This is a genomic window from Kitasatospora sp. NPDC059160 (genome assembly GCF_042755465.1).
GTDB lineage: Bacteria > Actinomycetota > Actinomycetes > Streptomycetales > Streptomycetaceae > Kitasatospora.
The window spans coordinates 1-22726 of the sequence record NZ_JBHZCN010000091.1; the positions used below are offsets into that span (position 1 = coordinate 1).

Sequence of the window (22726 nt, forward strand, 5' to 3'; positions counted from 1 at the left end):
TATGTCGTCGCCAGCTTCATATGTCTATACTACACCGGCCCGGGCCCGCCCTTACCCCCGGGCGGTGTTGTGCCCCCGCCCGGATCGACCGGGCGGGGGCACTCCGTCGTTGCGTCGACCGCTGTCCCGGCCGGGGTGGCGGACCGGGCCTCGACGGCTCTACCGGGTTGACGGGTTCTGCCGGGGTGGTGGGTTCAGACGGCGGGCTGCTGCTGGGTGACGCAGTGGATGCCGCCGCCGCCCGCGCCGAGGTAGTCGATGTTGAGCTGCTCGACGGTCCGGCCGGGGAAGAGCCGCGCGAGCGCGGCCTTGGCGGCGGCGTCGGCCGAGGTGTCGCCGAACTGGGCGGAGATCACCGCGTTGTTGCAGAGGTAGTAGTTGGCGTAGGAGCCGACGAAGTTGGGGTCGGTCGAGCGGATCAGGTTGTAGTCGGGTCCCTGGATCTTGCTGACCGCGATCCTGACCCCCTGCGCGCTCGTCGCGCCCGAGAGGATCTGGTACTGCTGGCGCTCGTCGTTGGACCAGACGTCGGTGTCCCCGGACAGCGGCATCTGGACGGCGGCCGCACCGGCGCCGAGGAACCGCGAGGTCGCGTCGACGTGGTCGTCGGTGATGTCCTGGCCCTGGATGCCGGGGAACCAGATCATCTTCGAGGCGCCGTAGGCGGCGTACAGCGCGGACTCGATCTGGGTCTGGGACAGGCCGGGGTTGCGGTTGGAGTTGACGATGCTGCTGCTGGTCGCCATCAGGGTGCCGGCGCCGTCGGTCTCGACGGCACCGCCCTCGGCGACGAGTCCGGCGGCCGTGAACGGGATCCCGAGGTAGGCGGCGACGCGCTGGGCCACCAGGGCGTCGTTGGCGTGCGTCTGCTTGTTGCCCCAGCCGTTGAAGTTGAGGCCCACCGTGTCCAGGCCGCCCGCGCCGTTGGTGCGGAAGACCGGGCCGGTGTCGCGCATCCAGCAGTCGTCGACGGGGATGGTGCCGATGACGGTGACCCGCGAGCCGCACATCGACTGCGCCTTGGCGACGCTGGCGGGGTTGGCGCACACGGTGACCGGCTCGTACTTGGCGATGGTCTTGGCGATCAGGGCGATGTTGGCCTGGACGCCGCTGAGCTTGTTGCGCCAGATGCCGGTGCTGTCCGGCCAGGCCATCCAGGTCCGGGTGTGCGGGACGGTGTCGACCGGGACGGCGTAGCCGGTGGTGGCGGGCGTCCTGCCTCCGGATGCCGTCCCGCCGGGTGCCGTGCGGCCGGGTGCCGTGCCGCGGGCAGCGGCCTGCGGCGCGTTCAGCCCGGTCAGCGCGGCGCCGGCGGCGGTCAGCCCGGCGGCTGCCAGGAACCCGCGCCGGCCGAGGCGCCCGAGGGGCGCCGGGTCGGGTCTGTGGTGATCGCAATCGTCCACTTCTACCTCCGTGTCAGTTCCGGCCGACGGCCGTGGAGTTGCCCAGAAGGTAGAACTGGCCAAGCGCTCGGTCAATATCTCGCGCACGGATCGGGTGGGGATCCCTCCGAATCGTTTTCCGGCCCGCCCCTCCCGCGACCGCCCCGCTCGTTACAGTGGCGGCCATGGCGACACGGGCGACAGGAACAGCGCGGGAGGCGTCCTCCGCGCCGGGCGGCACCGGCCGGGCACGGGCCTCCGCCAAGGGCGAGCAGACCCGGGCCCGGCTGATCGCGGCGGCCCGGACGCTGCTCGCGGGCGGCGACGCCGGGCGGTTCACCACCCGCAACGTGGCCGCGCTGTCCGGGGTTTCGCACGGGATGTGCCACTACCACTTCGCCGACCGCACCGAACTGATCGTCGCGGTGGTCGCCGACATCCGGCCCGAGTGGATCACCCCGCTGGAGGAGGCGGTGGACGGCCCGGGCGGCTACGCCGAGCGGGCGGAGCGGGTGCTCGCCCTGCTCACCCGGCCGGAGAGCCCCGACCTGGCCCGGCTGCACGCGGCGCTGCACTGGCTGGCGCTCAACGACGAGCGGGTCCGGGCCAGTCTGGAGGCGGAGTACGCACGCTGGCGGTCCTGCTTCGTGCGCCTGTTCCGGACGCTGGCGGACGAGCGCGGCGACGGCTCCGACCCCCGCCCGCTGGGCGAGGCCTTCGCCGCCGCCGTGGACGGGCTGGCCGCGATCGGCTCGCTGGACGGGACGGTGGACGCGGGGCGGGTGCTGCGCAGGCTGATGGCCGCGCTGTCCGCGAGCGGGTGACCGGCCGAACCGCTGACCCGCTGACCTGCTGACCGGCAGACCCGCCCGGGCCCGTGGGGGCCGGGCGCACGGTGGTCCTTCCTGGAGCGCGCGTCGGACGCGGGGCAGGATCGCTGCCGTCCGGGCTGCCGCGCACCGGTGTCTCGTCCGGGGCTTTCCGCTGGGTTGCCCCGCATCCTCCATTGAACTGAAAATTCAGTCAAATGCCCGAATCGCTCCCGTTGCCCCGACCGCTCTACCAGCCCTTCACCGGCCCTACGCCGGGCCCGCTGCGCCATCCCCTGAGGGAACCTCTAAACTTCGCGGCGATGCCATCCGTGCCCCACCCCTCCTTGTCCGCCGAGAGAGGCCGCCCCATGTCCGCTGACCGATCCCCCTTCGCCCTCCAGCCGGTCTTCCAGGCACTGACCGCGGACGACCCGCGCGAGGTCGGCGGCCACCGGCTGTACGCGCGGCTCGGCGCCGGCGGCATGGGCCGGGTCTACCTCGCCTACACCCCGGGCGGCCGCCCGGTGGCGCTCAAGGTGGTGCGCCCCGAACTGGCCGGGGACCCGGACTTCCGGGCCCGGTTCGCCCAGGAGGTGGCCAGCGCCCGGCTCATCCACGGACTGTTCACCGCCCAGCTGGTCGACGCCGGGCCGGACGCCGCCACCCCGTGGCTGGCCACCACCTACGTGCCCGGCCCCTCGCTCCAGCAGGTGGTGCAGCGGTTCGGCCCGCTCCCCGAGCGCACCGTCCTGCTGCTGATGGCCGGGATCGCCGAGGCGCTCCAGGCCATCCACGCCAGCGGGGTGGTCCACCGCGACCTCAAGCCGGGCAACGTGCTGATCGCCGCCGACGGCCCCCGGGTGATCGACTTCGGCATCGCCCGGGCGGCCGACGCCGTCGCCCTGACCGGCACCGGACTGCAGATCGGCTCCCCCGCCTACATGGCCCCCGAGCAGGCCATGGGGCAGTCCGCGACCGCGGCCACCGACGTCTGGGCGCTCGGCGCCCTCGCCGTCCACGTCGCGGCCGGCGCCCCGCCGTTCGGCGACGGCCCGCACCCGGCCACGCTCTACCGGACCGTCCACGAGGAACCCGACCTCGCCCGGGTGCCGGAGGGCCTGCGCGAGCTGCTCCGGCGCTGCCTGGCCAAGCGCCCCGAGGACCGGCCGACCACCGCCGAGGTGATCGCCGCCGCGGCCGGCCACCCCGCGGTGGGCGGGCAGCTGCGGTTCGGCGAGGACTGGCTGCCGCAGCCGCTGACCAGCCAGATCACCCGGCACACCGAGCTGCCGCAGACGCCCGCCGAGGCCGCCGGGACCGGCGGGACCGGCGGGACCGGCCTGAACGCGGCCCCGACGATGCTGGCGCCTGCGGCGATGCCGACTCCGACCCCGACTCCGACGCCGACCGTGCTCGCCACCGCCGCGGCGGCGCCGGGCGGCCCCGAGCTGCCGGGCGTAGGCGCCACCCCGTCCGGGCCCGCGTCGACCGCTCGGCCGAAGCGGTTGCGCGGGCGCACCGCGCTGGTCGCCGTGGTCGCCCTGGCCGTCGGCGCCGCGGCGACGGTGTTCGTGCTCGACGACCCGGACCCGGTGGAGGCGGCGACGGCCGACACCCCGGTGGCCGGCTCCCCCGGGCCCGGCACGCCCGCCGCCTCGTCGGCGCCCACCGGCCCGTCGGGCCCCGCCCGCACGCCCTCCGCCACCACCGCGCCGAGCCGCTCGACGCCGCCCGCCCCTGCCGCCGACTTCACCCCGGACTACCGGGCGGTGGAGCTCACCTCGGCGGATCCGAACTACGAGTTCGACCTGGCCGCGGGCGCGGTGGTGCCGGTCGAGACCGTGAACTGGTACGTGGGGCGCACCGACAGCGAGTTCCTGATCCCGGAGACCGCCGACTCCTACATCGGCCGGGACTCCGGCCTCGGCCCGGCCGAGTGCCTCCAGGGGCTCGGAAGCCGTCCGACCGCCCGGGTGCCGTTCAGCGCCGTCGGGCCGCGCGGCGCCTTCTGCGTCCGGTCCGCGGACGGCAAGGAGCTGGCGATCGTCCGGGTGCTGTCGACGGCGGGCGCGGACGGGGCGGTCAAGGTCTCGCTGGACCACTACCGCCGCAACGGCTGACACCCCCGGGAACGGCCGAGAGCCCGTCGCCGCCCACGGCACGGGTGGGAGCGACGGGCTCTCGGCGCTGATCGGCGGCCCGGGGTCAGACCGGGCGCCGGGCCGGGTCGGCGGCAGCGGGGGCGGCAGGCCCAGGTGTGGCAGGCGCCGGGGCGGGAGCCACCGGCGCGGCGGGCCCGGCCGCCGGAGTCGCGGGCGTGGCGGCGGGCTGGTCCTCCTCCCGCATGGCCGCCGTCTCCGCCTTGAGGATGCGCATCGACTTCCCCAGTCCGCGCGCCATGTCGGGCAGCTTCTTGGAACCGAAGAGCAGCACCACGACCGCCAGCACCACCAGCAGGTGCCAGGGCTCCAGTCCATTGCGCAGCATCGTCGCCTCACCCGGCCTTTCGTCGTCGGGACCGGGGCCGCGTGCGGCGACCCGGGTCGTCTCGGGATGGTTTGGGTGCTTTCACCGTAGAGCTTGACTGATTTTTCAGTCAATGCGAGAGTGCAGTTCCGGCGATGCCCGGGCCGCCGTGCCCGCCGCCGATCGGCGCAGCGCGCAGCACTCCCCGGAGGCCCCGCCCGCCGCGCCGGACCGGATCCACCCTCGGCCCCACCGGAGTCCACCGTGTCCCAGTCCTCCCTCGCGCGCCGCACGGTGCTGCGTTCCCTCGCCGGCGCCGGCCTGATCGCGGCCGGCGCGACCGCCTGTGCCTCCGGCGGCGACGACGCGGCCGAGCCCGCGGCCCCGTCCTCCGCCCCCGCCGGGCAGCCGTCCGCGAGCGCCACCGCCGCACCGTCCGCGACGGCGGCCCCCTCCCCCGCCGGCGGACGCCGGCTCGGCGGCGAGTGGGAGAAGCACGAGCGGACCTTCATGGCCTGGCCCGCCTCCGAGAACGTCTGGGGCGAGCAGCTCGGCGGCGTCCGCAAGGACATCGCCTCGGTGGCCCGCGCCATCGGCAGCCGCGAGCCGGTGGTCCTGCTGGTGCGCCCCGGCCAGGAGGACTCCGCCCGCAACGCCTGCGGCAAGGACGTCGAGCTGCTGTCCGTCCCGGTGGACGACCTGTGGGCCCGCGACACCGTGCCGGTGTTCGTCGAGGAGGGCGGCAAGGTCAAGGGCGTCGACTTCAACTTCAGCGGCTGGGGCGGCAAGCAGCAGCACGACAACGACGCCCGGATCGCCCGCGCCGTCCTGGACAAGTACGGGATCGAGCGGGTCGCGACCCAACTGGTCGCCGAGGGCGGCTCCTTCGAGACCGACGGCCAGGGCACCCTGATGGTCACCGAGAGCTCGATCGTCAACGCCAACCGCAACCCGGGCCGCGACCGCGACCAGATCGAGGCCGAGCTCAAGCAGGCCCTCGGCATCACCAAGGTGATCTGGCTGGCCGGCGTCAAGGGCAAGGACATCACCGACGCCCACGTCGACTGCCTGGCCCGCTTCGCCGCCCCCGGCGTGGTCTTCCTCGACCGGGCCTTCCCCGGCATGCCCGCGGACGTCTGGTCCCGCTCGGCCGACCAGGCCCGGGCCGTGCTGGCGGACGCCACCGACGCCACCGGCAAGAAGCTCAAGGTGATCGAGATCAGCCAGCCCGACCCGGACAAGATCACCGGCCGGGGCGACGCCTTCGTCTCCTCGTACATGAACTTCTACATCGGCAACAAGGGCGTCTACCTGCCGCTGTTCGGCGATGCCAAGGCCGACGGGCACGCCCAGGAGGTCTTCAAGGACCAGTTCCCGGACCGCGAGATCGTCCCCGTGCAGATCGACACCATCGCCTCCGGCGGCGGCGGCATCCACTGCTCGACCCACGACCAGCCCGCCGGCTGACCCCCACCACCGGTACCGACGACCGGCCGGCCACACGGCCGGCCGCCCCGCCGCCCGGCACCGCCGCCCGGCACCGAGGGAGAAGGGACCCCTTGTGCAGCTGACCCCCACCGAACGCGACCGGCTGCTGATCTTCACCGCCGCCGAACTCGCCCGTGCCCGCCGCGCCCGCGGCCTGCGGCTGAACGTCCCCGAGGCCACCGCGCTGATCTCGGACACCGTCTGCGAGGCCGCCCGCGACGGCCTGCGGCTGGCGGAGGCCGTCGCCCGCGGGCGCTCGGTGCTCTCCCCGGAGGACGTCCTGCCCGGCGTCCCCGACCTGGTCACCGAGATCCAGGTCGAGGCGGTGTTCCAGGACGGCACCCGGCTCGCCGTGATCGCCGACCCGTTCGGCGGGGGCGGCCTGGGCGAGGCCGCCCCCGGCGCGGTGCTCCCCGGCCGCGGCGCCGAGCCGGTGCCCGCGCCGGTCCGCACGCTGTCCGTCCGCAACACCGCGGACGTCCCGGTCTCGGTCACCTCGCACTTCCACTTCTTCGAGGCCAACCCGCGGCTGGCCTTCGACCGCGCCGCCGCGTACGGCATGCACCTGGCCGTCCCGGCCGGCTCCTCGGTGCGCTTCGACCCGGGCTCGGACGTCGAGGTCGGGCTGGTGCCGATCGGCGGCGAGCGGGTCGCGATCGGCTTCGCCGGACTGGTGGACGGTCCGCTGGACTCGCCCCGGGTCCGGCGGGAGGCGCTGCGCCGGGCGGCCGAGCAGGGCTACCTCGGCGCCAACGGCCCGAGCAGTGCGGACGGCCCGAGCAGTGCGAGCAGTGCGAGCAGTGACGACGAGGCTCAGGAGAGCCAGCGGTGAGCAGCAGCAGCGGCAGCGCGTCGATCGAGGCGGCCGAGTACGCCGCCGTGCACGGCCCGCGAGCCGGCGACCGGGTCCGGCTCGGCGACAGCGGGCTGGTCGTCCGGGTCGAGTCGGACTCCCAGCGGCCGGGCGACGAGTTCCTCACCGGTTTCGGCAAGACCGCCCGCGACGGCCTCCACCTCAAGGCCGCCGCCGTCCGCGACACCTGCGACCTGGTCATCAGCAACGTCCTGGTGATCGACGCGATCCAGGGCATCCGGAAGACCTCGATCGGCATCCGGGAGGGGCGGATCGCCTCGATCGGGCGGGCCGGCAACCCGGACACCCTGGACGGCGTCGACGTGGTCGTCGGCACCGGGACGGCGATCGTCTCCGGCGAGGGGCTGATCCTGACCGCCGGGGCCATCGACACCCACGTCCACCTGATGTCCCCGCGGATCATGGAGGCCTCGCTGGCCTCCGGCGTCACCACCATCATCGGCCAGGAGTTCGGCCCGGCCTGGGGCGTCGGCGTCAACTCGCCCTGGGCGCTGCGCCACGCCTTCAACGCCTTCGACGCCTGGCCCGTCAACATCGGCTTCCTGGGCCGCGGTTCGTCCTCCCACCCGGCGCCGCTGGTGGAGGCGCTGGCCGAGGGCGGCGCCTGCGGCTTCAAGGTGCACGAGGACATGGGCGCCCACACCCGCGCGCTGGACACCGCACTGTCCGTGGCGGAGGTCCACGACGTCCAAGTGGCCCTGCACACCGACGGGTTGAACGAGTGCCTGTCGGTCGAGGACACCCTTCGGGTGCTGGAGGGCCGGACCATCCACGCCTTCCACATCGAGGGCTGCGGCGGCGGACACGTCCCGAACGTGCTCAAGATGGCCGGCGTGCCGAACGTCATCGGCTCCTCCACCAACCCCACCCTCCCGTACGGGCGGGACGCGATCGCCGAGCACTACGGCATGATCGTCTCCGTCCACGGCCTGAAGACCGACCTGCCCGGCGACGCCGCCATGGCCCGCGACCGCATCCGCGGCGGGACGATGGGCGCCGAGGACGTGCTGCACGACCTCGGGGCGATCGGGATCACCTCCTCCGATGCCCAGGGCATGGGCCGCGCCGGGGAGACGGTGCGCCGCACCTTCGCGATGGCCGGCAAGATGAAGGCCGAACGCGGACCGATGGAGGGCGACGGCCCGTCCGACGACAACGAGCGGGTGCTGCGCTACATCGCCAAGCTCACCGTCAACCCGGCCATCGCGCACGGGCTCTCGCACGAGGTCGGCTCGGTCGAGGTCGGCAAGCTCGCCGACCTGGTGCTGTGGAACCCGGCCTCCTTCGGTGCCAAGCCGTACCTGGTGCTCAAGGCCGGCTTCCCCGCGTACGGCGTCACCGGCGACCCCAACGCCGCCACCGAGAGCTGCCAACCCCTCGTCCTGGGGCCGCTGTTCGGCGCCCACGGCGCCACCCCGGCGGACCTCTCGGTGGCCTTCACCAGCCGCGCCGCCGCCGAGGCGGGCACCGGCGACCGGCCGTACGACCGGATGACCACCCGGCGCCGGCGGGTCGCCGTCCGGCACACCCGCGGCATCGGGCCGGCCGACCTGGTCCGCAACAGCCGGCTCGGGCAGATCATGGTCGACGGGCAGCGGGGCCTGGTCACCCTCGACGGGACCCCGCTGCACTCCGACCCCGCCGAGGAGGTCTCGCTGAACCGCCTCTACTTCCTCTGACCCCGCCGCGGCGGCGGACACCCCTTCACGTCCGCTTGAAGAACTCCACCTCGGCCAGCGCGACGGTGCGGCCCGGGCCGGTGCCCGCCGCCTCGCGGACGGTCAGCTTCACCTGGACGACGTCGCTGATGCCGGTCGCCACCGTCTGCGGGCCCGGCTGGTCGTTGAGCGTGACCTGCTTACGGTGCACCTCGCCGTCCGAGGCGGTGACCTCCAGGGCGAGCACCAGCGGGCGGGCCTGCTGCCGGAACTGCTCCGGGTCCGCGGAGGCGCCGGTGTGGACGATCAGGTCCACCAGCCGGAACGGGGTGCGGAAGGTGAAGTCGACGGAGTCGCCGATCGCGGGCGCGCCCCAGTAGGTGTTGGAGAGGCCGTCGTCGGCCGCGCTCGCGGGGTGCCCCTCGACCGCGGCCGACGCCGTGGTCAGCGAGGGCGAGACCGGCGCGGTGCTGCCCAGCTTGTCCAGCACGTCCTGGTAGGCGTTCTTGCCGAGCGGGTACAGCAGGACCCCCGCGACCACCAACGCGAGCAGCACGATCAGCGCGATCGTGCGGCGCAGCGCGTTGCCCGAACCGCCGATCCGCACCCGGCGCCGGAACGGCCACCGGGTGCGCCACCAGGGCAGCTCCGGGGCGGCCGCGGTGACGGTCAGCGGGGCCGCGCAGCGCCGGCAGAACCGGCGCTCGGGCAGGTTGGGGGTGCCGCAGCGCGGGCAGGGCGGGCCGTCCTGGGCCTCCTCGACGGCGGAGGCCCGGACGACGGGACGCGGCGCGACGGGCTTGGCGGGCTGCACGGCGACCGGGTCGGTCGGCTCGGTCTGCGGTGCGGCGGGCGGTCGCGGCCTCGGGTCCGGCTCAGGGGCCGGGGCCGGGGCGGGCTCGGATGGCGGGGCGGGAGCCGGTACGGGCCGCGCCCGGGTGGAGGTCGAGCGCGAGGTCTCGGCGGACGGCGGGGACGGCGGCTCCTCGACGGGCCGCTTCTCGACGGGCGGCTTCTCGACGGGCCGTTCCTCGACGGCCGCGGCGGGTTCCGGGACCGCGACCTCCGGGACCGCGACAGGTTCCGGGGCGACGGGCGGTTGGGTGCGCCGACTCCGGCTGGTGACCCGCCGGGAGACGTTCCGCCAGGTCCGCGAGGTGTCGGGGGCGGCCGGCTCGGGCGCAGCAGGCCCGGGCTCGGGCTGGGGCGCAGACTCCGCTTCGGGCTGGGGCCTGGGCTCGGGCGCAGCAGGCTCGGGCTCGGACCCCGTCGAGGCTGGCACGGGCGCGGGCCCGGCCACCGGAGCGGGCGCGGCCCCCGCGGCGGGCGCGCGTCGCGACCACCCCAGGTAGGCGCCGCAGTTGCCGCAGAAGTCGTCGCCCTCCGCGTTGGCCGTGCCGCATTCGGGACACACCGGCATCCGTCAGCCCTCCGCTCGCCCGGGTGGACCGGGCAGGATCTCGACCCGGCAGGTCAGGTGGACCGGGCAGCCGGCCCGGACGACGGCCAGCACCTGGTCCTCGTCCAGCCCCGCGCCGCCCAGCGGCCAGACCCGGACCAGCACCCCGCCGCCGCCCGGTGCGGGCGGCAGGGCGCGGTCGGGGTCGGCGTCGGTGGACCAGGCCGCGCCGCCGCCGTCCGTGATCTCGGCCCCGGCGCCCAGCACCAGCCGCAGCCGCTCGGTGAGCCCGCGCCGGGTGCCGCGCCAGCGGTGCAGTTCCACGGCGCGCCCGATCACCGCCCGGCGCACCTCCTCCGGCCAGGCCGGGTCGACCTCGACCGCGACCCAGGAGGCCAGCCAGTCGAGGAAGTCGGTGGGCGCGAGCTCGGGCCGGAAGTAGGCGGGCAGGTTGTCCAGGGTGGCGAAGACCGGGGCGAGGACGGTGTCCAGGCCGGCCGTGAAGCGCTGGGCGAAGTCGTCGTCGGCGAAGAGCGCGGGCAGCAGTTCGCCGATCGGGTGCGGGCTGGGCAGCCCGGGGACGGCGGCTCTGGTCATGGGGTGCCGTCCTCGGTGACGGCGGTGACCACGACCTGGTGCTGGTGCGAGAAGACCAGGGCGTCCGGCGGGACGTCGACCCGCTCGGCGGGCGCGCCCCGGCGTCCGGTGATCGGGTCGGCCGGGAAGAGCCGCAGCTCCTCGACGCCCGCGACGGCGGCCACCCGCTGGAGCACCGCGAACACCTCGCCGTACTGCACCGCCCGGCCGAACGGCCAGCCGGTGCCGGCGGCGCCGCCGCGCAGCGGGTTGAGGTGGCGGTAGAGCGCGTCCAGCACCGCCTCGCGGACCCGGTCGGGGTCGGCGGCGCGGGTGGTGAGCCGGGCGACCACGGTGACGCCCTGGTAGGCGGGCGGCTGGACGAGGACCCGGGTGCCGATCAGCCGCCGCTCGTCCAGCGCGGCCGCCACCTCGGCCAGCACCTGTTCGTCCGGGATGAGCTGCTCGAAGCGCAGCCGCTCGCCCTCGTCGGCGACGGCCTCCGGCACCACCAGCACCCGCACGGCCCCGGCCTCCCCGCCGGTGGCGGGCACGCAGCTGACCCGGGCGGCGGAGGGCGCGGCCTGCCGGGCGATCAGTTCGAAGTCCCCGGCGGTGACGGCGCGTTCCTGCAGCCGCAGCTGGTGCGGGGCGCGCGCCTTGGCGTTCTCGACCGTCTCGCCGTCGACCCCGCCCCGGGCGGCCTCCCGGTTGTCCACCCGGGCGACGTACGGGACGGAGCTGCGCAGCACCGTGACGGTGTTGCGGGCGACGTTGCCCGCGATCCCGCCGCCGGTGCGGTACTGCGGGACGCGCAGCCGGGCGCCCTTGGGCGGCACCGCGCCGAAGGCGCGCAGGCTGCCGTCGGGCTCCCGGACGGCGGGCGGGAACAGGAACTCGCCGTTGGTGGCGTCCAGCACCACGTGCCGGTCGGTCGGCGCGGAGTCGCCGAAGTGCTCGACGACGGTCCAGCGCTGCCAGCCGTCGCCGGCCGAGACCTCGACCGCCGGTGCTCCGCCGTCCAGCAGTACCGGCGGCCGGGCGAGCCGGAAGCGCTGGCCCGCGACGCCCTCCGAGGTGCCCAGCGGCGCGTCGGTGACGGTCCGGGCGTGCACGGCGGTGGCGGTGCCGCCGACGGTGAACACCTCGGCCCGGCGCACGGTCGGGGACTCGGAGTAGAACGGCTGGCCGGGCTGGGGCTCGGTCACCCGGCAGCGCAGCCAGCCGGCCCGCCGCCCGGCCACCACCGAGGCGGTGTGCCCGGCGGGTACGAACACCAGCACCTCGCCGGGCCGGTTGAGGCCGCCGGTGGTGTCGCTGCCGGTCTCGCAGGCGATCCAGCGGGCGCCGTCCCACACCTCCCAGACCAGCGGGGGCTGGCGCGGGTCGACGCCGACGCCCTCCACCCGGCTGTCCAGTCGCACGGCCAGGATGCAGCGCGGCACCACGGCGGGCAGGGCGAACAGCATGGCGTCCCCCGCCGCCGGGCGGGTCTGGAAGCACCGCACGTCCGCGCCGTCCGCCAGCCGGCCGGTGACGTCGGCCTGCTCGCCGGTGGCGGAGACGGTGACCAGCCGCTCCAGCGCGCTGGGGACGACCGGGAGGTCCTCGGCGGTGGCGAAGACCACCGCCTCGTCGGTCTCGGTGCGCAGCGTGGACACCTCGGTGCCGGCGCGCAGCAGGACCGTCTCGGGCTGCGGGGCGGAGAGCCAGAAGTCGACCTCGGCGCGGGCCGCGGCGGGCGGGAAGAGCCGGATGCCCAGCAGGTCCAGGAAGGCGGTGTAGTTCTTCTCGGGCACCCGGTTCAGCCGGTAGAGCAGCTGGTCGACCAGGTAGGCGAAGGTCTCGATCAGGGTGACGCCCGGGTCGGAGACGTTGTGGTCGGTCCACTCCGGGGCGCGCTGCTGCACGTACCGCTTGGCCTCGTCGACGAGTTGCTGGAACCGGCGGTCGTCCAGGTTCGGGGAGGGCAGTGCCATCAGCGGGCACCTCCGTTCGCGGCGGCGGCCCGTTCCGGGTCCGCGGTGTCCGCTTCCGGGGACTCCGGGATCGTGTAGAAGGGGAAGACCAGGTTGCGGCGGTCGTTGGTGGCCCGCACGGTGTAGTGGACGTCGATGTAGAGCGTGCCCTCGTCGACCCGGTCGAAGGCGATCACCACGTCGTCGACGGTGATCCGCGGCTCCCAGCGTTCCAGCGCGATCCGCACCTCGCGGGCGATCCGCCCGGCGGTGGTGCTGTCGCCCGGGGCGAAGACGTACTCGTGGATGCCGCAGCCGAACTCGGGGCGCATCGGCCGCTCGCCGGGGGCGGTGCCGAGGATCAGCCGGATCGCCTCGGCGAGCTCACGGTCCCGCTCCACCATGCCGATCCCGCCGGTGGCGTTCACCCGCAGCGGGAAGGCCCAGCCGCGGCCGATGAAGTCGTTGCTCATATGTCCCCGCCGATCAGCACGTTGAACGCCCCGGCGATGATCTGGGCGCCGCAGGTCGTCTTGTCCCGCATCCGGGCCGCGGGCAGGCCGCCGATCAGCACCACTCCCCTGGTCACCCCGCCGAGGTCGGGCTCGACCAGGTTGGCGGGGCCCATCTCCACGTGCGGGACGCAGGCGTGCACGGTGCCCGCCACCGCGGCGGGGCGGCCGCCGATCAGCACCGTCGCCACCTTGAGGGCACCCGGCGGCGGGGTGGTGAGGACGCCGCCGTGGTCGGTCGGGTCCCCGGTCCGGGCTGCGGGGGGCATGTGCGGTCTCCATTTCCGAGGGCGCCCTGCCGGGCACTCTTCGTGCTGCGGTTCCTGCTGCGGTTCCTGCTGCGCTTCTTGCTGCGCCTCTTGATGGTCCGTCAGTTGATGCGCACGAAGGCCCCCTTGAGGACGGCCTCGGCCCCGCCGTCCACGGTGACCGCCGTCGTGCCGCGCACGTTCACCGAACCGCCGCGCACGTTCACCTCGCCGGTGCCCGCGTCCAGGGTGATGCCGGAGGAGGTCAGGCGCACCGTGCTGCCCGCCCCGCCGACCCCGCCGTGCACGGTCAGCAGGATCTCCCCGCGCTGCTGGTCCAGCCGGACCTCCAGCTTCCCGTCGCCGCTGGCCAGCCGGACCCCGGAGCTGCCGCCCGGAACGTCCAGCAGTTCCAGCCGGTGACCCGAACGGGACACCACGGAACGGCGGTTGACCTTGCCGGCGGTCGCGTCGACCAGCGGCACGTCGTGCGGCGAGGGCCGGTCCACGCCGTTGTAGAGCCCGCCCAGCACGTACGGGCTGTCCAGGTCGCCCTGTTCGAAGCCCACCAGCACCTCGTCGTTGACCTCCGGGCTGACCACGCCGCCGCCCCCGTGGCCGCCCCACTGCACGGTGCGCACCCAGTCGGAGACGTAACTGTCGTCCAGCCAGGGGAACTTCAACCGGACCCAGCCGCGCTGGTCGGCGCCCGGCTCCCGGACGTCGGTGACCACGGCGACGGCCAGGCCCGGCATCCGCGGGCCGCGCGGCGGCGCGTTGCCGCCGGTCGCCAGCCCGGCCAGCGAACGGTCCGGCGAGGTGCTGACCACCACCGTGGTGCGGTAGCCGCGGAACGGCTCCAGCAGGTGCCGCACCCCGGTGGCGGTGTAGCGGCCGGAGAAGGCCGCGCCGACGTTCCCCAGCGCGACGGCGGTGCCCGCCCGCAGCCGCGGGTTCCCCTCGGCCACCACCTCCAGTTCGCCGAAGCCCCCGGCCACCGAGGCGGCCAGCGAACGGGCGACGGCGGCGGTCTCCGCCTGGGTGCGGTACGGGGTGTCGGCGACGGTCAGCCGGGCCCGGCCGGGGAAGGCCGAGGCCACCACCGAGGGGCTCAGCCCCGGCAGCACGGTCGTCGAGGCGACCGACGGCTCGGTGGCGACCAGGGCGCTCTTGGTGGTGACGTTCCAGCCGCGCGCCTCGACCGTGTCCGCCCCGGCCGCGCCGGTCAGCACCCCGCGCAGCTCCAGCAGGTTGCGCCCGTACTCCAGCACCAGCGGGTTCTGCGGCGCGGGCGTGCTCGGCGCCGGCGCCGAGGAGGCGGGCTGCGGCCGGACGAACTCCAGCTTGCCGTCGTCGTCCACCCGTACCTGCGCGCCGCTCTCCTGCGCCAGGAACTGCAGGAACTCCCAGTCCGGCACGTTCGCCTGGGACAGCTGCTGGTGCACCACCGGGAAGGAGTCGACCTGCCCGCAGGCCAGGCCGGCGCCGGCGGCGACCTCGCGCACGATGTCGGCGGTGGTCATGTTCCGGAAGGCCTTCACCCGGCGCCCGCGCATCAGCCGGTGGGTCACCGCCGCCGCCCGCACCACCGTGTACGAGCCCGTGGTGTCCACCTCCAGCTCCAGCGCCGTCACCTCCCCGGTGAACAGCCGCGCCCGGGTGTTGCCCTGGACGGTCACCACGGAGACCCGCAGCTCGGTGCCGATGGTGATCCCGGTCGCGGAGAGGAAGGTGTGGTCGGCGTCCCGGAAGCTCAGCACCGCCGTGTCCGGCAGGCCGACGCTCTCCTCGATGTCGCAGGAGACCAGCTGCGCCGCCCACACCGGCGGCAGCGGCCCCGGCGCCTCGACGACGGGATCCGCGGCGAACGGCCGGCCGCCCCGGGCCTCGGGCGTGGTCACGCCGCACCGCCCCGGGTCAGCTCGTCGATGCCCGGCACGATCAGCTCCGCGCCCGGGACCAGCACCAGCGGGTCGTCGATGCCGTTCGCCTCCGCGATGGTCCGCCAGGCCGTCGCGTCCCCGTACGCCCGCCAGGCCAGCAGCGGCAGGCTGTCGCCCGCGATCACCCGGTGGGTGCTGCGGGCCTCCGGGGAGCCGGAGGTCGGGTTCTGCCCGGCCGGGTCCACGCTCGCCTCGTCGATGGAGAGCGAACAGACCGCGCGCAGCGGGTTGCCGTCCACGTCGAAGAGCGTGTACGTGACGGACAGGCCGGTCAGCACCCCGTTGAACGAGGTCGTCTTCAAGGTGCCCCAGTCCAGCCGGATCCACGGGCTGGCCGGGGTCTTGCGCGCCAGGCTCGTCGGGGTCGGCACGCAGGCCGTCATCAGCTGCTCCACCGCCCGCTCCACCGAGTTGTCGTGGGTCGCGGTCGAGTCCAGGAACACGTCCAGGGAGAGCGAGCGCGGGCCGCTGCCGACGAACTCCGGCAGCGCCGACTGGCCCGCCATCCGGGACGGCGTGCGCCGCCACTCGGTGGACTTGCGCAGCACCAGGGTCGCCGGGTTGAACTGGAGCGGGAGCCGCGCGATCGCACCGCCGGGCTGGGCGCCGACGGTGGCCGGCGGCTCCATGATGGTCAGTTGCGCCCGGGTGACGCTCGCGGGGACCGCCGACGACATCTGGCTGCTCCTTGGGTCTTGGAGAGGGGAAGGGGGGTGAGGGGTGGCGCTCAGGACGGGCGCAGGCCCGCGTGGGCGATCTCCAGGGACTCCATGGCCGGTTGCGAGCTCGACGGGTCGAAGGACGGCCCGTCCCACCGCACCGGGACGATCCCGAGCACCTGCCAGCCGACGATCCGGCTCAGGTCCGGCCGCAGCGCCACGATCTCGCCGTCCTTCGGCTCGACCTTCCGCACGATCTCGTTCAGCCACCGGGCGATCTTGGCGGTGTCCGCGGTGACCGCGCGGCTCAGCGTGATGTTCGTCCAGGTGATGCGGCCCGGCAGTTGCCAGGCGAACCCGTTGTTGCCGCCCTCCGCGTACTGCTCGATCTCGACCTGCGCGCCGAGCCCCGAACAGGTGGTGAACTCGCCCAGGTCGTTCCCGCCGATCGTCAGGCTGAAGAACACACTGCTCGCGAAGATGTTGTCGGTCATCGGCCCCGCCTCCTGCTGTGCTGCTGCTCACGGTCTACGTCGATCCGGTCCCCCGGCGGCCGTCCGGCCCCGGCGCGCGCTCAACGGCGCAGGTCGTACGGCTTCCCGGCCCGCTCCCGGCCCCTGCGCAGCTCGGTGCGCAGCAGGCGGCCGACCGGTTCGACCAGGCGCCGGGCCAGTTCGTCCAGGTCACCGGGTGCGGCGTGGTCGGGCTTGTCGGGGTCCTCGGCCGCCGTGGCGCCCTTCCCCGCACTGCCCGTCCCCGCGCCGCCGGGCGGCCGTTGCCCACCGGGCTGACCGGTGCCCGACGGGGCCGCCTGCACGGTGGTCGGCCGGCGCGCCGGGACGGCGGTCAACGGCACCCCCACCAGCCCCGCCTGCTCGGCCACCCGCTGCAACACCTGTGCCGTACCGGGCATGGAACGGTGGACGGCGGGCGGCGGGGACTGGACGAACGAGGCGCTCCCGGATCCGACGGACTGCGCGGCCCGGGGCGCTGCACCGGGTGCCACGGACCGGGACACGACCGGCGACCGCACCGCGAGCGGCTGGGCCTGGGTCTGGGTCTGGGCCGGCGGCAGCGGGCCGGGCGCGCCCGGCAGCCGCTGGAGCGAAGGGACCACCGGCAGCGCGGGCGCTGCGGGCGGTGCGGGTCGGACGGGCTGCGCAGGTCGGACGGGCTGTGCGGCGCCCGCCGGCGCTGCCGCCCCTTGCGACGACGACCCGGCTGCCGCCGCAGGCCACTGGGCGCGCTGGACGACCGGCGAGGGCGCGCCGGAGGACAGCGGCGAGGCGGCCCGTGGGAGCGCCTGGACACCCGGCGGCGCGAGGCGGACCACGGGCACCGGCGCCGACGCGGCCGACCGGCCGCCGGCCCACCCGTCGGACCGGGCTCCGGATCGGGCTCCGGACCGGGCACCGGGCTGCGGACGGCCGGACAACGACCGGGCGGCAGCGAGGCGTTGGACAGTCGCAGGACTGTGGCCACCACCTCCCTGCGGCTGCTGCGCCACGGGCACCGCGCCGCGCGGCCGTTCGGACCGGACGGGTGAGGGGCCGTCGGCGGACGCCGCAGTCGGTGCGGCGCCGCCGGGCGCTGAACTCCTCTGCGCGGAAGGGCGATCGACCACCGCCCGGCCACCCCGGTGTTCGGGTGAACGCCGGGAGCGCAGCCGCTGCACGGCCGTCGCCACCGCGAGCCCGACGCCCCCGCCGGACGGACGACCGGCGGCCACGACACCCTCTCGCGGCTGTGCCACCGGCTGCCCGGCGTCGGCAGTCCGACCGCCCCCGGGGCCCGTCCCGCGCCGGGGAGCGACAGCCCCCCGGCTCTCCCGCGGCGACGCAGCCGACAGCGACCGTGCCGCGGCCGTCGCATCCTGCTCAGGCACTGAATCCGTGCGGCGCGCAAGGGCGTTGGGCCAGGCCACCGGAACCACCGGCGGGGCGGCGGGTACCGCAGCGGCCCCCGACCGGGCACCGCCGCCGCCCGCGAGGGGCACCGACGCCGCCGCCAGGGCGACCGCCATCGGACGCTCCCCGATCAACCCACGCCTCCGGGCGGTGGATTGGACGGCCCGCTGCACGCCCAGGCCGCCTCCGGCCGGACGGGCCGGAACCACCGGGCCGCCGCCGACACGTCCGGCCGCACGCGGCTCCGCGACGGGGCCGGATCCAGCAGTCGGGGAACCAGTTGACGCTGCGTCAATCATGCTCAAAGAGACTGGCGTTGAGGCTGGTGCACTGACCGCGCGCTGCACGGGCGCACCCCCACCGGCGGCGGGCGCGCTCGGCCCACCGCCTCCCGGCAGGACGACCGAGCCCCGCCGGACCCGCCGCCGCCCACCGGCCGACGAACCGGCAGCGCCTGCGGCTGCCGCCGTCGGCGGTATCGCGTCGAGGGGCGCGCCCAGACCCGAGCGCGGCCGCGCCGGGGCCTGGGTCGGAGTCGGAGCCTGGGCCGGGATCGGAGTCGGAGCCGGGGTCGGCGCTTGCGCCCGAGCCGGGGTCGAAGCCGGGGCTCGGGGCGGGATCGCGGTTGGGCGCGAAGGCACCCGGGACGCCCGTTCGGCAGTCGGTGAGGACGGCGCACGCTGGACGGTTGCCCCGCCGACGGGCCCGGGCCCGCTCCCACGCGCCGCCCGCTCACCGCTCCGGGCCTCCCCGCCACCCGTGCCTCCGGGCTCGGCGCGAACCACCGGCATGGCCGGGGCACCCGGTGCGGACTCGGTCGTCCGGGGAGCGGACGCAGCCAGGGGCGCCGCGCTCGCGGGCAGCGCCGTCAAGGGCGCGCCGAGCACCGGACGGGCCGGTGCGTCACCACGCGTCGCCGCGGCTCGCTGCACGGACACGTGAGCGGTGCTACCCGGGCCCGACGGCGCCGTCCGGGCCGCTGGCTCGGTGCGCTCGGGCACCCGCTCGGCACGGGCCGACTCCTCCGCCGCGACTACCGGCTGGGACTCTTCAACAGCAGGGCTCGACACGCCGTCGACGACGTCCGGCGTGGCCCCGCTCCGCCGCCCCGGGACGGCCGTCACCGGCCGTACGGTCAGCAACCGGGGGCGCCGCGCCACGGTCAGCGGTGCGCTGACGGCCCGCGGTCGCACCCCACGCTGAACGGCCGGGCCTGCCACGCCGTTCCGACGCGGCACCCCGGCGGGCGTCTCCGACTCCCGGGCCGTACGGCCCGTCGTACCGGCGGGCGTCTCCACGGCTCCGGCCTCGCCGGGCACGGTTGCCGCACCCGCCGCCGGACCGGCACCGCCCGACGGACCCGGCACCGCGGCCCCGGCCCGCCGATCGGCGCCACCCGTCCGCACTGCGCGGGCCCCGGCCCCGGCCGACCGTACGGGCAACTGCCGCAGCCGGACGGACCGTTGGACGGGCCCGGCCCGCCGCCGATCCGCCCGCGCGGACGGCTCGGCCGACCCCGGCGAGTCCTGCGACTCCGCCGGCCCGGCCGCCACCGCACCCACCGTAGGCCGCAGGACGAGCTCCTCCCCGGCGCCGGCGGTCACCGACGGACGGCCCGGCACCGCGACCGCCCGCAGGATGCCCGCCGGGGCGGAGGGCAGCACGGAGTGGCCGAGCGGTCCGCTCAGCGAAGGGTCCTGCCAGGCGGAGAGCCGGGAGCGGAACGCCAGGCCGTCACTGACGCCGCGCGGCGACGCCCCGGCCAGGGTGGGGACCAGCGGCGCCACGGCGCGCCAGCCCCCGTCCCCGGCCGCCGGTCGCGGCCGCGCGACCCCGACTGCACCGACTGCACCGACTGCACCGGCAGCCGAGCCCGAGGCCGTGTCGGAGCCCGACCCCGGATCAACCCCGGCGCCGGACCCGCCGCGCCGCCGCCCGATCCAGTCCCGCAGCCCCACCCCCGTCACCCACCCTCACTGATGCGGGAGTTGAGCCGCGCGACCTCGCGCACCCACTGCCCGCGCTCGTGGTGGGTCAGGTCGAGGAGGTCCTCCCGCGACCAGTGGAGGTGGTAGGCGATGTACGCGATCTCCTCGTACAGCCGAGCAGGCGCGTACGTCACGATTCCCCCAGGCGCCCACCGGCGAGGTCGACCTCGAAGGCGCCGTCGCAGTGCGGGCAGGTCACGGCGGCGCGCGTGTGGCCTTCGCTGTTGATCCGCTGGTAGAGGTCCTGGAGGAAGGCCACGTCGGTGGCGTACATCCGCTCGACGATGCCCGTGTGCACCTCGGCGAGGTCGCCCAGCCTGGTGATCACGTGGCTGAGCAGCACCACGCTGAGGTAGGCCGGGTTCTCCTTGACCCGCAGGTCGATCTGCGGCATCAGTTCGTCGCGCGCGGTCGCCAGGCGCATGGCGCCGTGGCGGTGCACGGTGCCGTCGTCGTCGACGTAGCCGAGCGGCAGCTCGAACTCGAACTCGGTGTGCGGAGACTGCCGCCGGGGCGGCCCGGCCGGCCCCGCCTGCCCCGGGGCCGCCTGCTGCGGCGCGGGGTTCTGCGGGGCCGGGGCGCCTTCCAGCAGTTCCTCAAGGCCGATCTTGCGCCTCACTCGACCCGGATCTCCTCGAACACGATGGTCACCGTCTCGGTCGCGGCGCTGGACTCGCCCGCGCTGAGCGTGGGGCCCTCCCAGCGGCTCGCCCAGGCGTTGGTGAGCTGGATGCGGCGCAGGGTGGCCCCGGTGGTGTCCTTGACCTCGATGGTGAGGTTCTGCCGGGCGGTGTTGATCGCCCCGTTGTTGAGGGTCTCCTTGATCCAGTCCGTGAACGCGCCGCTCTTGTCCAGGCCGCGGGTGATGGTCACCTCGCCGGGCAGTCGGGCGCCGGGCTGCTTGCGGACGATCAGCTTGCCCTCTTGGGTCACCTGCTTGTACTCGACGACGTCCTGTTCGACCGTCAGGTTGCTGATCTCCTTGACGGACTCGACGTTGTAGCCGCCGAGTTGGACGCCGAATATGTGTGTGGAGAGCGGATCGCCTTCAGCCATGGCGTGTGGTCACCTTCCGATGTGTGTCGACAGTGGGGCCGGCGGGTGGGTCTGCGGTGGGGCCGCGACTCACTCGTCGAGGAGGCTGGTGCTGTCGGAGAACTGGGCCAGCCGGAACACCACGAACTCGGCCGGCTTCACCGGGGAGACGCCGATCTCGCAGATCACCTGTCCGAGGTCGATGGACTCGGGCGGGTTGTTGTCACGGTCGCACTTGACGTAGAAGGCCTCGGCCGCGGTCTGGCCGAACAGCGCCCCGCGCCGCCACTCCTCGGTGAGGAAGGCGGTGATGTTCCGCCGGATGCTGGACCACAGCCGGTCGTCGTTGGGTTCGAAGACCACCCACTGGGTCCCCAGGAGGATGGACTCCTCCAGGTAGTTGAAGAGCCGGCGCACGTTGAGGTAGCGCCAGGCCGGGTCGGAGGAGAGGGTGCGGGCGCCCCAGATCCGGATGCCGCGGCCGGGGAACGCCCGGACGCAGTTGACGCCGATCGGGTTCAGCAGGTCCTGTTCGCCCTTGCTGAGCCGCAGTTCGAGGTCGACGGCGCCGCGGATGACCTCGTTGGCGGGCGCCTTGTGGACCCCGCGTTCGGCGTCGCTGCGCGCCCACACCCCGGCCGCGTGGCCGCTCGGCGGCACCAGCACGTTGCGGCCGGTGGCCGGGTCGAAGACCTTGATCCACGGGTAGTAGAGCGCGGCGTAGCGGGAGTCGAAACCGGCCTCGTCCTGGCGCCAGGTGCGCATCCGCTGGGCGTTGAGGCCGGGCGGCGGGTCCAGCACGGCGATCCGGTCGCCCATCTGCTCGCAGTGCGAGATCACCGCGAGCTGGACGGTGCGCAGGCCCTCGTCGTCGAGGTCGCCGCGCTGGTAGGCGCTCATCAGGTCGGGCACCGCGACCATGGTGATCTCGTCGATCGCCTCCAGGCCGGAGAAGCCGGTGCGGGCGGCCGCGTCGCCGACGTACTCGGCCGGGTCCAGCCGGGTGCCGGCGGCCGCCACCGGGCCGGTCGCGGGGGCCGGGGCGGCGGCGAGCGCGTGGCTGCGGCGCTCGGGGCGGCTCGGCGCGGTGCCGGGCTGCTCGGCGACGGCGACCAGCTTGGACTCGCGCAGCTGGGTGACGACGTAGCCCTTGGTGTTCTTCCGGGTGGAGACGTCGTAGCTCTCGGCCACCTCGGCACCCCGGCGGACGATCAGCCGGAACCGGTCGTCGGGGACGTTCTCGCCCTCGGCGTCGGCGACCTCGACGGACACCTCGCCGCCCGCGCCGGGCAGGGCCGACAGCAGGAAGCCGCCGATCTCCACCGGCGGGGCCGCCGCGACGGCCGGGGCGGGGGCGCCGCCGGGGACCTGCCGCGCCGGGTCGCCGATCCGCACGACGTAGGCGGAGCCGCCGCCGTTGGCGAAGAACCCGTACACCGCGTGCGCCAGGTAGGTGCCCTCGGTGAACGCACCGAACCGCTGGACGTACTGGTCCCAGTTGGTCACCAGCGTGGGCTCGTGGAAGGGGCCGCTGCCGGCGAAGCCGACGAAGGCGGCGACGGCCGTGCCGACGCCCTCGATCGGCCGGGCACCGGACTGCACCTCCTCCACGTACACGCCCGGGGTCAGGTACGACGGCATACGCGCTCCTCCAGATGACCGGTCCTTGGTCTCACTCGCCCCCGAGTCTGCGTCCGGGGCCGCGCCCGGGGACAGGTCCCCGGGGTCAAGATCGGGGGCAGGATGACTGCCCCGGCGGGCACGGCCGGCTGCGCCCGGCGGCCCCCGGACGCTCCGGTCACGTACGCCCGCCGGTCACGT

General features: G+C 75.2%; 20 protein-coding genes and 1 pseudogene. 5 read left to right on the top strand and 16 right to left on the bottom strand.

Translation table 11 applies throughout. The features are described 5' to 3' along the window. Window positions 1–194: 194 nt before the first annotated feature. Entirely contained in the window at window positions 195–1403 is a 1209-nt protein-coding gene (locus ACFXOZ_RS31605; RefSeq protein WP_380593503.1) for an agmatine/peptidylarginine deiminase, read from the bottom strand. A 164-nt stretch (window positions 1404–1567) separates the two neighbouring features. Here ACFXOZ_RS31605 and ACFXOZ_RS31610 point away from each other — a divergent pair, with 164 nt between their 5' ends. Together ACFXOZ_RS31610 and ACFXOZ_RS31615 are read left to right on the top strand one after the other, a co-directional pair. Beyond that, a complete protein-coding gene (locus tag ACFXOZ_RS31610; RefSeq protein ID WP_380405135.1) occupies window positions 1568–2206 on the top strand; it encodes a TetR/AcrR family transcriptional regulator in 639 nt (212 codons plus the stop codon). Between the two features lie 356 nt (window positions 2207–2562). Further along, complete coding sequence (locus tag ACFXOZ_RS31615; protein ID WP_380593504.1) at window positions 2563–4314, top strand: protein kinase; 1752 nt, start codon at window positions 2563–2565, stop codon at window positions 4312–4314. Between the two features lie 85 nt (window positions 4315–4399). Here ACFXOZ_RS31615 and tatA read toward each other — a convergent pair whose 3' ends face one another. Beyond that, window positions 4400–4681 carry a Sec-independent protein translocase subunit TatA gene (tatA, locus tag ACFXOZ_RS31620; protein WP_380593505.1) on the bottom strand — a complete coding sequence of 94 codons (282 nt, stop codon included), beginning with the start codon at window positions 4679–4681 and terminating at the stop codon, window positions 4400–4402. A gap of 243 nt (window positions 4682–4924) precedes the next feature. Here tatA and ACFXOZ_RS31625 point away from each other — a divergent pair, with 243 nt between their 5' ends. The 3 genes from ACFXOZ_RS31625 to ACFXOZ_RS31635 all read left to right on the top strand — a co-directional run bounded on the left by ACFXOZ_RS31625 (window position 4925) and on the right by ACFXOZ_RS31635 (window position 8701). Continuing rightward, complete coding sequence (locus tag ACFXOZ_RS31625; protein ID WP_380528738.1) at window positions 4925–6127, top strand: agmatine/peptidylarginine deiminase; 1203 nt, start codon at window positions 4925–4927, stop codon at window positions 6125–6127. 94 nt (window positions 6128–6221) lie between these two features. Then, entirely contained in the window at window positions 6222–6980 is a 759-nt protein-coding gene (gene ureA / locus ACFXOZ_RS31630) for an urease subunit gamma (protein WP_380593506.1), read from the top strand. Next, window positions 6977–8701, top strand: a complete 1725-nt coding sequence (locus ACFXOZ_RS31635) for an urease subunit alpha (protein WP_375893492.1) — start codon at window positions 6977–6979, stop codon at window positions 8699–8701. The genes ureA and ACFXOZ_RS31635 overlap by 4 nt, the downstream gene beginning before the upstream one ends. A gap of 25 nt (window positions 8702–8726) precedes the next feature. Here ACFXOZ_RS31635 and ACFXOZ_RS31640 read toward each other — a convergent pair whose 3' ends face one another. The 14 genes and pseudogenes from ACFXOZ_RS31640 to ACFXOZ_RS31705 form a co-directional block, all read right to left on the bottom strand. After that, window positions 8727–9494, bottom strand: coding sequence for an NADase-type glycan-binding domain-containing protein (locus ACFXOZ_RS31640; RefSeq protein WP_380593515.1), 768 nt, complete (start codon window positions 9492–9494; stop codon window positions 8727–8729). 540 nt (window positions 9495–10034) lie between these two features. Next, a pseudogene (locus tag ACFXOZ_RS31645) lies at window positions 10035–10100 on the bottom strand (zinc-ribbon domain-containing protein); the annotation flags it as partial. 3 nt (window positions 10101–10103) lie between these two features. Continuing rightward, complete coding sequence (locus ACFXOZ_RS31650; RefSeq protein WP_375893489.1) at window positions 10104–10676, bottom strand: phage tail protein I; 573 nt, start codon at window positions 10674–10676, stop codon at window positions 10104–10106. Beyond that, window positions 10673–12634, bottom strand: a complete 1962-nt coding sequence (locus ACFXOZ_RS31655) for a putative baseplate assembly protein (protein WP_380593507.1) — start codon at window positions 12632–12634, stop codon at window positions 10673–10675. The genes ACFXOZ_RS31650 and ACFXOZ_RS31655 overlap by 4 nt, the downstream gene beginning before the upstream one ends. Then, window positions 12634–13086 (bottom strand): GPW/gp25 family protein, encoded by a 453-nt coding sequence (locus ACFXOZ_RS31660; protein WP_380528750.1) that lies wholly within the window; start codon window positions 13084–13086, stop codon window positions 12634–12636. The genes ACFXOZ_RS31655 and ACFXOZ_RS31660 overlap by 1 nt, the downstream gene beginning before the upstream one ends. After that, complete coding sequence (locus tag ACFXOZ_RS31665; protein ID WP_380405161.1) at window positions 13083–13394, bottom strand: PAAR domain-containing protein; 312 nt, start codon at window positions 13392–13394, stop codon at window positions 13083–13085. The genes ACFXOZ_RS31660 and ACFXOZ_RS31665 overlap by 4 nt, the downstream gene beginning before the upstream one ends. 101 nt (window positions 13395–13495) lie before the next feature. Beyond that, complete coding sequence (locus tag ACFXOZ_RS31670; protein WP_380593508.1) at window positions 13496–15274, bottom strand: VgrG-related protein; 1779 nt, start codon at window positions 15272–15274, stop codon at window positions 13496–13498. Further along, a complete protein-coding gene (locus ACFXOZ_RS31675; RefSeq protein ID WP_360244219.1) occupies window positions 15271–15993 on the bottom strand; it encodes a LysM peptidoglycan-binding domain-containing protein in 723 nt (240 codons plus the stop codon). The genes ACFXOZ_RS31670 and ACFXOZ_RS31675 overlap by 4 nt, the downstream gene beginning before the upstream one ends. A 50-nt stretch (window positions 15994–16043) precedes the next feature. Beyond that, window positions 16044–16469, bottom strand: a complete 426-nt coding sequence (locus tag ACFXOZ_RS31680) for a phage tail protein (RefSeq protein ID WP_375893480.1) — start codon at window positions 16467–16469, stop codon at window positions 16044–16046. 80 nt (window positions 16470–16549) lie between these two features. Continuing rightward, on the bottom strand, window positions 16550–16888 hold the full coding sequence (locus tag ACFXOZ_RS31685) for a hypothetical protein (protein WP_380593509.1): 339 nt from the start codon (window positions 16886–16888) through the stop codon (window positions 16550–16552). Window positions 16889–19845: 2957 nt separating this feature from the next. After that, window positions 19846–20004: a DUF6760 family protein gene (locus ACFXOZ_RS31690; RefSeq protein ID WP_360244231.1), complete on the bottom strand. Its 159-nt coding sequence runs from the start codon at window positions 20002–20004 to the stop codon at window positions 19846–19848. After that, window positions 20001–20489, bottom strand: coding sequence for a hypothetical protein (locus ACFXOZ_RS31695; protein ID WP_375893475.1), 489 nt, complete (start codon window positions 20487–20489; stop codon window positions 20001–20003). The genes ACFXOZ_RS31690 and ACFXOZ_RS31695 overlap by 4 nt, the downstream gene beginning before the upstream one ends. After that, complete coding sequence (locus ACFXOZ_RS31700) at window positions 20486–20926, bottom strand: phage tail protein (protein WP_350509413.1); 441 nt, start codon at window positions 20924–20926, stop codon at window positions 20486–20488. The genes ACFXOZ_RS31695 and ACFXOZ_RS31700 overlap by 4 nt, the downstream gene beginning before the upstream one ends. A gap of 69 nt (window positions 20927–20995) precedes the next feature. After that, window positions 20996–22546, bottom strand: coding sequence for a phage tail sheath family protein (locus ACFXOZ_RS31705; protein ID WP_380528762.1), 1551 nt, complete (start codon window positions 22544–22546; stop codon window positions 20996–20998). Window positions 22547–22726 lie beyond the last annotated feature (180 nt).